This window comes from Longimicrobium sp., from assembly GCF_036554565.1.
Classification (GTDB): domain Bacteria; phylum Gemmatimonadota; class Gemmatimonadetes; order Longimicrobiales; family Longimicrobiaceae; genus Longimicrobium.
Genome location: NZ_DATBNB010000687.1, coordinates 1 through 8,382, shown reverse-complemented (window position 1 = coordinate 8,382; position 8,382 = coordinate 1). Strand labels below are relative to the sequence as shown.

At 67.4% G+C, this 8,382-nt stretch carries 14 protein-coding genes; 7 read left to right on the top strand and 7 right to left on the bottom strand.

All coding sequences use genetic code 11. The annotated features are described in order from the left end of the window. On the top strand, nt 1–567 hold a 567-nt coding region (locus VIB55_RS19105), incomplete at its 5' end, for a hypothetical protein (RefSeq protein WP_331878267.1). 14 nt (nt 568–581) lie between these two features. Here the strand turns inward: VIB55_RS19105 and VIB55_RS19100 are convergent. Together VIB55_RS19100 and VIB55_RS19095 are read right to left on the bottom strand one after the other, a co-directional pair. Further along, the gene (locus tag VIB55_RS19100) at nt 582–890 is read right to left on the bottom strand and encodes a type II toxin-antitoxin system RelE/ParE family toxin (RefSeq protein WP_331878266.1); all 309 of its coding nucleotides are present in this window, start codon (nt 888–890) and stop codon (nt 582–584) included. Between the two features lie 8 nt (nt 891–898). Next, nucleotides 899–1,126 (bottom strand): addiction module protein, encoded by a 228-nt coding sequence (locus tag VIB55_RS19095; protein ID WP_331878265.1) that lies wholly within the window; start codon nt 1,124–1,126, stop codon nt 899–901. Between the two features lie 94 nt (nt 1,127–1,220). Between VIB55_RS19095 and VIB55_RS19090 the strand changes: the two genes are divergently transcribed. The 5 genes from VIB55_RS19090 (at nt 1,221) to VIB55_RS19070 (ending at nt 3,666) form a co-directional block, all read left to right on the top strand. Then, the gene (locus VIB55_RS19090) at nt 1,221–1,766 is read left to right on the top strand and encodes a putative glycolipid-binding domain-containing protein (protein ID WP_331878264.1); all 546 of its coding nucleotides are present in this window, start codon (nt 1,221–1,223) and stop codon (nt 1,764–1,766) included. Continuing rightward, nucleotides 1,763–1,936 carry a hypothetical protein gene (locus tag VIB55_RS19085; RefSeq protein WP_331878263.1) on the top strand — a complete coding sequence of 58 codons (174 nt, stop codon included), beginning with the start codon at nt 1,763–1,765 and terminating at the stop codon, nt 1,934–1,936. Before VIB55_RS19090 ends, VIB55_RS19085 begins: the two co-directional genes overlap by 4 nt. Nucleotides 1,937–2,001: 65 nt before the next feature. After that, nucleotides 2,002–2,220, top strand: coding sequence for a ribbon-helix-helix domain-containing protein (locus tag VIB55_RS19080; protein ID WP_331878262.1), 219 nt, complete (start codon nt 2,002–2,004; stop codon nt 2,218–2,220). Next, the gene (locus tag VIB55_RS19075; protein WP_331878261.1) at nt 2,217–2,624 is read left to right on the top strand and encodes a putative toxin-antitoxin system toxin component, PIN family; all 408 of its coding nucleotides are present in this window, start codon (nt 2,217–2,219) and stop codon (nt 2,622–2,624) included. The genes VIB55_RS19080 and VIB55_RS19075 overlap by 4 nt, the downstream gene beginning before the upstream one ends. A 115-nt stretch (nt 2,625–2,739) precedes the next feature. Continuing rightward, nucleotides 2,740–3,666 (top strand): aldo/keto reductase, encoded by a 927-nt coding sequence (locus VIB55_RS19070; protein ID WP_331878260.1) that lies wholly within the window; start codon nt 2,740–2,742, stop codon nt 3,664–3,666. A 116-nt stretch (nt 3,667–3,782) separates the two neighbouring features. Here VIB55_RS19070 and VIB55_RS19065 read toward each other — a convergent pair whose 3' ends face one another. The 5 genes from VIB55_RS19065 to hisZ form a co-directional block, all read right to left on the bottom strand. Continuing rightward, nucleotides 3,783–4,187, bottom strand: coding sequence for a DUF6941 family protein (locus VIB55_RS19065; RefSeq protein WP_331878259.1), 405 nt, complete (start codon nt 4,185–4,187; stop codon nt 3,783–3,785). Nucleotides 4,188–4,197: 10 nt separating this feature from the next. Further along, nucleotides 4,198–4,812, bottom strand: coding sequence for a hypothetical protein (locus VIB55_RS19060; RefSeq protein ID WP_331878258.1), 615 nt, complete (start codon nt 4,810–4,812; stop codon nt 4,198–4,200). Further along, complete coding sequence (gene hisD / locus VIB55_RS19055; RefSeq protein WP_414681974.1) at nt 4,809–6,068, bottom strand: histidinol dehydrogenase; 1,260 nt, start codon at nt 6,066–6,068, stop codon at nt 4,809–4,811. Before hisD ends, VIB55_RS19060 begins: the two co-directional genes overlap by 4 nt. Before the next feature lie 131 nt (nt 6,069–6,199). After that, nucleotides 6,200–6,847: an ATP phosphoribosyltransferase gene (gene hisG / locus VIB55_RS19050; protein ID WP_331878256.1), complete on the bottom strand. Its 648-nt coding sequence runs from the start codon at nt 6,845–6,847 to the stop codon at nt 6,200–6,202. Then, nucleotides 6,844–7,821: an ATP phosphoribosyltransferase regulatory subunit gene (gene hisZ / locus VIB55_RS19045; protein ID WP_331878255.1), complete on the bottom strand. Its 978-nt coding sequence runs from the start codon at nt 7,819–7,821 to the stop codon at nt 6,844–6,846. The genes hisG and hisZ overlap by 4 nt, the downstream gene beginning before the upstream one ends. A gap of 159 nt (nt 7,822–7,980) precedes the next feature. Between hisZ and VIB55_RS19040 the strand changes: the two genes are divergently transcribed. Next, the gene (locus VIB55_RS19040; RefSeq protein ID WP_331025071.1) at nt 7,981–8,139 is read left to right on the top strand and encodes a hypothetical protein; all 159 of its coding nucleotides are present in this window, start codon (nt 7,981–7,983) and stop codon (nt 8,137–8,139) included. Nucleotides 8,140–8,382 lie beyond the last annotated feature (243 nt).

Sequence of the window (8,382 nt, the reverse complement as noted above, 5' to 3'; positions counted from 1 at the left end):
CACGTGGACCCCGACCCGTACGGCCGCTGGATCATGGCGGGCAACTACCTTACGCGCATTGCGGAGTTCGCGGGGATGGAAGCGGTGCAGCGGGGGGCGCACGCGCTGGCGATGGAGGCGGGCCGGCGCGGCGACTGGTCGTGGGACCCGGTGTACGACCCGATGAAAGCCGACATCCGGCGCACGCTCTCGCCTGACGAGCAGAAGGTGTGGGACGTCCTCGCGCCTGCGACGGATGCCCCGGCTGCGGACCCGGCCCTGGTCCGCCACATCGCGGCCGCGTTCGTGACGGCCCTGCTGGAGACGGATCCGGGGCTGGACCCGCGCCCCCGCCTGGCCGACCTGCGGGGCCGCGTCGTCCTGTCGCACGGCCGCGCCGACCGGCTGATCCCCTACACCGAAACGCTGCGCCTGCAGTCGCTGATGCCGCCGACGGTCGACACGTCCGTAGCCATTACCGGCCTGTTCGCCCACTCGTCGCACGCCGGCTGGATGCATCCGATGGACCGGGTTCGGGAGGCGGGCGTGTTCATCCGCCTGCTGAACGAGGCGCTCGCGGCTGTGTAGGGGGTGATCGCCCGTCACTCACGACGTATGCGCTGCTGCACGAATTCAGGATCACGCGAAGTATGAGCGCAGGTGAGCACGACTACCTCGCGTCCGACGACCTCGTAGAACACCGCATAAGGAAAACGCCGCAGGAGAATGCGGCGGATCGGGGCGAAAACGGCTTGGAACAGGAGTGGATCTCGTCGCAACTTTTCAGTCGCGGCGCGGAATTCCTGCAGGAACTCGCGGCCAAGCCCGGCACGTTCGCGTTGGGACTCATACCACGCCGCAGCATCCGTCACATCGGCTTCGGCCTCTGGGAGCAGGACGACCCGATACACACCTCGAATCACCCGAGTGCCCGCTCGATCCGAGCCAGGGCTTCGTCAAGCGGCACCACGTTTCGAGGGTTCGCGTGGTAAGCTGCGGACCGCCTGAGTATTTCCGCGCGCAGGGAATCCGAAACGGGGAGCTTCGCCGGATCGTCAGCAGCCTCACGGGCCACGCTGTCCCATAGATCTTCGGCGAGCCGCAGGCGCTCGGTGATGCTGAGATGCAGCAGGTCGGCTGCGTTCATGGTATTCATGTTTGAAGGTTAAAATGTATCTGGACACTCCGCAAGCCTCTCGGCAACGTGACACAAGCGCTGCCTAGTACACTGGAAGGTACAAATGATCCTCTGGCGGCGGGTGGACCAGCCCGGACATGAGTCGGCTCGGGTGGATCGCGTGGGCGAGGGATGGCAGTTGGCCGGGACCGCAGTGTTCGCGGATGATGCCGGGCCATGCTGCCTCAGCTACCGAATCGAATGCGATGCGGAGTGGCGCACCGTGCGGACGCGGGTCAGCGGGTGGATCGGCCAGCGAATGGTCGCTCTCGAAATCGCCGTCGCAGCCGATGGCGTGTGGCGGATGAACGGCATCGAGGTGCCGCAGGTGGCGGGATGTGTGGACGTGGACCTGAACTTCAGCCCGTCGACCAACTTGCTGCCCATCCGCCGGCTGAACCCCGCGGTCGGCGAGCGGGCGGAGGTGCGCGCCGCGTGGCTGCGCTTTCCGAGCCTCGCGCTGGAGCCGCTGCAGCAGACGTACATCCGCACCGGCGAGCACGCCTATCGGTACGAGAGTGCGGGCGGCGCGTTCGTGCGCGACCTGCAGGTGGACGGGGCCGGGTTCCCCACCCGGTACCCGGACATATGGGAGCGGGAGGGCGAATGACGGAGACCCGTCGGAACCAGCTGCGCTTCGTCCTCATCTTCGTGGCGCTCTACGGGCTGATCCTCTTCCTCATCCGCCCGGACGCCACCCGCGCCCAGACGATCTTCCGGCTCACGCTCGTAGGAGTCGGCGTGCTTGGCCTGGTCGGGGCGCAGATGCGGAAGGGTTAGAACTTGGCGCGTCGATCGCTTCGCTTTAGATTGTATGACTTTGTATTACAACCAAGGAGATTAGCATGGCTACAATGTTGACGGTTCGCTTGGACGCCGAGCTTGAGCGCGACCTGGAACTTCTGTGCGAGAAGTCTGGGCAGTCCCGAAGCGACTTCGTGCGCCACGCCCTGCGCCGGCAGATTCGACAGGCGGAATTTGCGGCGCTCCGGAGCGAACTGATGCCTTACGCCGAGGCTCAGGGTTGGGTAACTGACGAGGACGTGTTCCGCGACGTCTCGTGAGGATCTTTCCGGACACGAACGTTCTCATCAGCGCGTTCAGCACGCGCGGCCTCTGTGCGGAGCTCTACGAAGAGATCCTCGCGAGGCACGAACTCGTGTGCGGAGAAGTGGTGCTCACCGAGTTCCGAAGGATCCTCTCCACGAAACTCAAGGTGCCGGAGGCCCGGGTGGATGAGGTCCTTCGTGCCTTGCGACGGAATCCCGTCTACCCCGAGCCGCCAGAGACGGCCGCCTACCAGATTCGCGATCCAGATGATGGATGGGTTCTCGCCACGGCGATCAGCAGTAGGGCGGACATCCTTGTTACCGGTGATCGGGACCTACTCGCCGCTCGCGAAGAGGTTGCTGAGCTCCGTATCATGCCTCCACGGGAACTCTGGGAAACTCTGCGCGCGCTTAGCTGAAAGCGCGATCGTAGAGCCAGTGCACGGCGACGCGTTCTCGGCGCTCCGCTTCCGGAGGGCGCGAACGATGCAGGCGCTGGACGCAGGCAATCAACCTCAATCGCGGGGAGCGTGGATGCAGACTCGTCAGATCGGATCGCTGCAGGTTTCGGCGGTGGGGCTGGGGTGCAACAACTTCGGGATGCGCATCGACGCTGTGCAGACCGAGCGCGTGGTCGGGGCCGCGCTGGACGCGGGGATCAACTTCTTCGACACCGCGGAGGTGTACGGCAGGGGCCAGAGTGAGGAATTCCTGGGCCGGGCGCTGGGGTTGCGGCGGTCGCAGGCGATCATCGCCACCAAGTTCGGCCACCCGGGATCAGGACCCGAGAGCGGCGGTCGGCCCGCATCCGTGCGCAAGGCGCTGGAGGGTAGCCTGCGGCGCCTGGGAACGGACTACATCGACCTCTATCAGATGCACAGGCCCGATCCCAACGTGCCCATCGCGGAAACGCTGGGCGTGCTCGACGAGCTGGTGAAGGCGGGGAAGGTGCGCGAGATCGGCAGCTCCAATTTTTCCGCCGACCAGATCCGGAAGGCGGCGGAGGTGCTTCCGGAGGGCGCCGCGCGCTTCGTGAGCGTGCAGAACGAGTACAGCCTCCTCAAGCGCGAACCCGAATCGAGCGTGCTGGCTGAGTGCGAGCGCCGCCGCGTGGCGTTCATCCCGTACTTCCCTCTCGCGAACGGGCTGCTGACCGGCAAGTACCGCAAGGGCCAGCCGGTGCCGCAGGGCACGCGCATCGCCAGCATGCCGCCCCACAACCCCCTGCTCACGGGCGAGAACCTGGACCTCGTCGAGCGCCTGATCGCGTTCTCCGAGTCCCGCGGCCACACGCTGCTGGAGCTGGCGTTCTCATGGCTCCTGTCGCGCCCGACGGTGGCATCCGTGATCGCCGGCGCGACGAAGCCCGAGCAGGTGCACGCCAACGCCTCGGCAGCGAACTGGACCCTGAGCGACGCCGACCTGCGCGAACTCGATACGATCCTTGCCCGTCCCCAGTAACTGCATTTCACGCAGAGGTCGCAGAGGGAAACGAGAGGACGCAGAGGGCAGCCACGGCCCCTCTGCGTCCTCTCCGTCATCTCTGCGCCCTCTGCGTGAAACTCTTCTTTTTTATCTTAGTGCGCGTGCGCGTCCTGGACCAGGTACAGGTGCAGCAGCGCCTGCTTTACCTCGCCGACAGTCAGTTCGAACTCGTACGTACCGGGGCCCGGAAAGACGAGGTTGTCGATGGGGATTGCCATCTGCGTGCGCGCCGGGCGATGGACGGCGTACTCGTCGGCCACCTCCGTCTGCGCGTTGATGGTGAGCACGGGGCTGCGCGCCGGGTCCAGCAGGTTGACGCTGAAGTCGATGGCGCCGCGTTCGTCGGGGTTCCACTCGATGGTGGTCACCAGCGTCAGCCGGTCCTGCTGCGCGGGAAAGCCGGGCGCGTACAGCTCGTGGAAAATGCCGTGCACGTCCATGCGCCCGTCGTGGCGGAGCGTGGCGTTCTCGGCGATTACGGAGTAGAGGACTTTCACGTGATGCCTTTCAATCTGGTCCTAACCGTTGGTCTCGTTCTTTGAGACCTTGATGCACGCGCGCGCGCACTTCGTCGAAGTCTCCGGTCAGCCGACTCTCTCGGGAAAACGGGCCCTCGATAGTGCTGTGCAGCGCGACGATTGTAGCGTTCGCCGTCTCAAAGGTACGCTCGAGAATGCGGTAAAACGCTTCGGATGCTGCTCGTGCCTCTCGGTCCAGAGCAACCTTCGCGGGTGATTCTCCTGGGGTCTCGCGGAGCTTATCGACCGTATGAGAATACAAGTCGACGAGCCGGTTGAGGTACTGAACGCGATTGTAGAGTAGGATGACAAGCTGCCGAGGTTCGGTCGGAAGCTCTCCGATCGAACTCGCGAGTGCTTCAAATGCGAGAGTCGAGAGCCGGAAGTCGGAAGGGACCGCCCCAGGGTTATGCTCTCCAGCTGCGAGTTGAAGCGCAATCAACTGTAGGTTGAGCGATGTTTCGCCAGCGATCGTTCTACCAACGCTCTTTCGTTCACGGCGAGGCTTCAGATACAGCTCCCAAAGCAATGTCGCTCCTGCTCCACCGAACAACCCTGATAGGAGCGAGGCCACAGATGCTGCGATTTCAACAGAGAGATTCATCCACCACTCTGCGGGGCTTCCGTGTTTCTCACTCTCACGGCTTCCGCGTGCCCGAACAGCCCCTCGCTCTCGGCCAGGCGGATGACGTGCGGGGCGTCGCGGCGCAGGCGCGCGGCGGAAAGGCCGATCAGACTGGTGCGCTTCACGAAATCGTACACGCCCAAGGGGCTGGCGAAGCGCGCCGAGCCGCCCGTCGGCAGGACGTGGTTGGGGCCCGCGAAGTAGTCGCCCATCGGCTCGGGGCTGTGGGCGCCCAGAAAGATGGCGCCCGCGTTGCGGATGCGCCCCGCCAGCACCATCGGCTCCGCCACCAGCAGCTCCAGGTGCTCCGGCGCGCGCAGGTCGGCCACGGCGGCGGCATCATCCAGCGTGTCGACGAGGACGATGGCGCCATTGGCTTCCAGCGCCGCGCGGGCTACATCGCGGCGCGGGTTGCGCTCCAGCAGCCGCTCCAGTTCCGCGGGCACGCGCTCCGCGAGCGCCGCGGAGGTGGTCACCAGCCAGGCGATGGCGTCGGGATCGTGCTCCGCCTGGCCGATCAGGTCCGCCGCCACGTGCACGGCATCGGCCGTCTCGTCGGCAATCACCAGGATCTCGGAGGGGCCGGCCACCATGTCGATGTCCACCACGCCGAACACCTGGCGCTTGGCCTCGGCCACCCACTTGTTCCCCGGCCCCACGATCTTGTCCACGCGGCCGATGGAATCAGTCCCGAACGCCAGCGCGCCCACCGCCTGCGCCCCGCCAATCCGCAGCACCTCGGTGACCCCCGCCACGTGCGCCGCCGCCAGCACCACGGGCGTGATCTCGCCGCCGGGGGTGGGCGACGCCATCGCGATCTCGACCACCCCCGCGACCGCGGCGGGAATGGCGTTCATCAGCACGGAGGATGGATACGCCGCGCGCCCGCCGGGAACGTAGATGCCCACGCGCCGTAGCGGGGCCACGCGCTGGCCCAGAATGCTGCCGTCCGCCTCGATCTCCAGGAACCCGTGCTCGCGCTGCTTCTCGTGAAAGCGGCGGATGTTCTCGGCCGCGGCGCGAAGCGAGCCCAGGAGGTCGGGGTCGATGGAGCGCGCGGCTTCCTCCAGCTGGTCCACGCCGATGCGCAGCCCCGGCGCGTCCGGCGCCTGGAATCCGTCGAAGCGCGCCGTGTACTCCAGCAGCGCCTCGTCGCCGCGCGCCTGCACCTCGCGCAGGATGCCGGCGACGGCATCGCGCAGCCCGGGATCGTCCGTAGACGCGGCGGCCGCCATCTGCCGAAGCTCGGCGAACGGCGGCGCGACGCGGAGAGTGCGAATCTTCAACAAGTGCGTGAGTGCGTTAAGTGCGTTCGTGCGCGACTGAACGGCGGCGCGAGCACTGACGCACTCACGCACTTCCGCACTCACGCACTCTCCAGGGCGCCCGCCAGCCCGGCGATCAGGCGCTGGTGGTCTTCCAGCCGCAGCTTGTGGCTGGCGCGGTTCACGATAAGCCGTGCCGTGGAGCGGGCGATCGGCTCCACCACGACGAGCCCGTTCTCCTTCAGCGTCCGGCCGGTCTGCACCAGGTCCACGATCCAGTGCGCCAGCCCCAGCAGCGGCGCCAGCTCGACAGATCCGGAGATGCGGATCAGCTCCACCTGCATCCCCTTGGTGGCGAAGAACCTGCGCGCGCTTTCCACGTACTTGGTGGCCACGCGCGGCATCGTCTCGCCCGGCAGGTACGGATACGGTGCGCCCTCCGGCGCCGCGACGGCCAGCATGCATCCGCCGAACCCCAGGTCCAGCGGCCTCAGCACGTCGGGCTCGCCCTCGTCGAGCACGTCCTGCCCCACGATCCCGGCGTCCGCCACGCCCGTTTCCACGTACACGGGCACGTCGCCGCTCTTCACGGGCAGGAACTCGAATCGTCCGTCCGCCGAGGGCAGGATCAGCCGGCGCGAGTCGCGGGCGGCCGGGTCGATGATGGCGCCGATGCGCTCGAACACCAGCAGCGCCTCGTCCATCATCCGCCCCTTCGGCAGGGCGATGCGCAGTGGTCGCGCGCTCACGAGGCCTCCGGAAGCAGTTCGGCCAGCGCGTCGGTCTCCATCGCGAAGCCCACCGCCGGACGGTCGGAGCCGTAGCGCGCCAGCAGGTCGTCGTACCGGCCGCCGAAGGCCAGCGCCCGGCCGGCCCCGGCGACGAACACCTCGAACTGCATTCCCGTGTAGTATCCCAGCCCGCGGATCTCCCCCAGGTCGTACACCACGTGCGACCGTTCGTCCTCGGTCAGCATGCCGTCGATGGCGCGCAGCCGCTCGATGGCCGCCTCGGCCTCCGGCCCGGAGGCGAGCGACCGCGCCCGCAGCAGCACGTCGCCGCGGCCGATCAGCTCCGGCAGCTCCACCAGCGCGCGGGCGACCGCGGCGGGCGCGCCGTACCGACGGGCGCCGTCGGCCAGGGCCGTGCGGTCCTTGCGGTCGATGGCCGTGCGCAGCGACTCGGCCTCGTCCGCGCTCAGCCCCGCCATCAGCGGCGTGACGAAGCGGATGTCGCCCAGGTTGATCTGGAACTCGCTCACCCCCAGCTGGCGCAGCTGCCCGATCACCAGCCGCAGCACCTCGACGTCGGCATCCGCCCCCGCGCTGCCGATGAGTTCGGCGCCGAGCTGGAAGGTCTCTCGCGCGTGTCCGCCCCCCTCCGGCCGCTGGCGGTACACCTTGCCCGCGTACGCCAGCCGCAGCGGCGTCTCCGCGTCGCGCAGGCGCGTGGAGGCCATCCGCGCCAGGGCCGAGGTGAAGTCGGCGCGAAGGGCCACGAGCCGGCCGTCGCGGTCCACGAAGCGGATCAGCTCGCTGGCCAGCTTGGTGCCGGCCGCGGTGAACACCTCTTCGTATTCGAAGGTCGGCGGGATGACCTCGTGGTACCCCGCCGCCTCGGCGAGCTCGAACCACACGCGCTGGACGTGCCTCCGGCGGCGCACGTCGGCGGCCAGGAGGTCCTGCGATCCGGGGGGAACCTGGGCTAGTCGGGTATTGGGCATAGCCGGGAAAGATAGCCCCGTGCTCGCGGACCGTGCAATCCCGCCCTGCTCAAACCCTGTACACGCCAAACACTTCGCGCATTGGCACGGTAGCTGCTACTGGCTGTGGCAGTTTAGCGCAGTACCGGTTGGTCCACATCCGACATACCCGAGGAAACGATGGACATTCTGCTGATCGTCGGTATCGTGCTGCTGCTGGTTGCGCTGTTGGGAGTGGGCGGTGTCATTGGCGCCTTGGGCAACATCGCCTACATCCTGCTGATCCTGGCCATCATCATCATCGCCTGGCGCGTCATCACCGGCCGTCGCCCGGTCTGACCCAGCGAGGACAGGAAAGCGAAGCGGCGGGCCTCACACGAGGCCCGCCGCTTCGCTTTTGGAGACAGCACACAAGCCTGTCATCCTGAGGCCCAGGCGCAGCGGACCTCGGTTGCCCCTCCCCCGGCCCCTCCCCGCACAAACTGCGTGCGGAGAGGGGAGAACTTCGGGCGTGGTGAGCCTGGGTCCGGCGCACGCCCCGGGCGCCCCCCATCCCCAACCCTTCCCCCGCAAACTGCGCGG

Coding starts and splice junctions, on each gene's coding strand:
- VIB55_RS19085 (WP_331878263.1), top strand. CDS start 1,763: ATGACGGAGACCCGTCGGAACCAGCTGCGCTTCGTCCTCATCTTCGTG.
- hisD (WP_414681974.1), bottom strand. CDS start 6,068: ATGGCGGCCGCCGCGTCTACGGACGATCCCGGGCTGCGCGATGCCGTC.
- VIB55_RS19080 (WP_331878262.1), top strand. CDS start 2,002: ATGGCTACAATGTTGACGGTTCGCTTGGACGCCGAGCTTGAGCGCGAC.
- hisZ (WP_331878255.1), bottom strand. CDS start 7,821: ATGCCCAATACCCGACTAGCCCAGGTTCCCCCCGGATCGCAGGACCTC.
- VIB55_RS19095 (WP_331878265.1), bottom strand. CDS start 1,126: ATGAACGCAGCCGACCTGCTGCATCTCAGCATCACCGAGCGCCTGCGG.
- VIB55_RS19040 (WP_331025071.1), top strand. CDS start 7,981: ATGGACATTCTGCTGATCGTCGGTATCGTGCTGCTGCTGGTTGCGCTG.
- VIB55_RS19090 (WP_331878264.1), top strand. CDS start 1,221: ATGATCCTCTGGCGGCGGGTGGACCAGCCCGGACATGAGTCGGCTCGG.
- VIB55_RS19070 (WP_331878260.1), top strand. CDS start 2,740: ATGCAGACTCGTCAGATCGGATCGCTGCAGGTTTCGGCGGTGGGGCTG.
- VIB55_RS19060 (WP_331878258.1), bottom strand. CDS start 4,812: ATGAATCTCTCTGTTGAAATCGCAGCATCTGTGGCCTCGCTCCTATCA.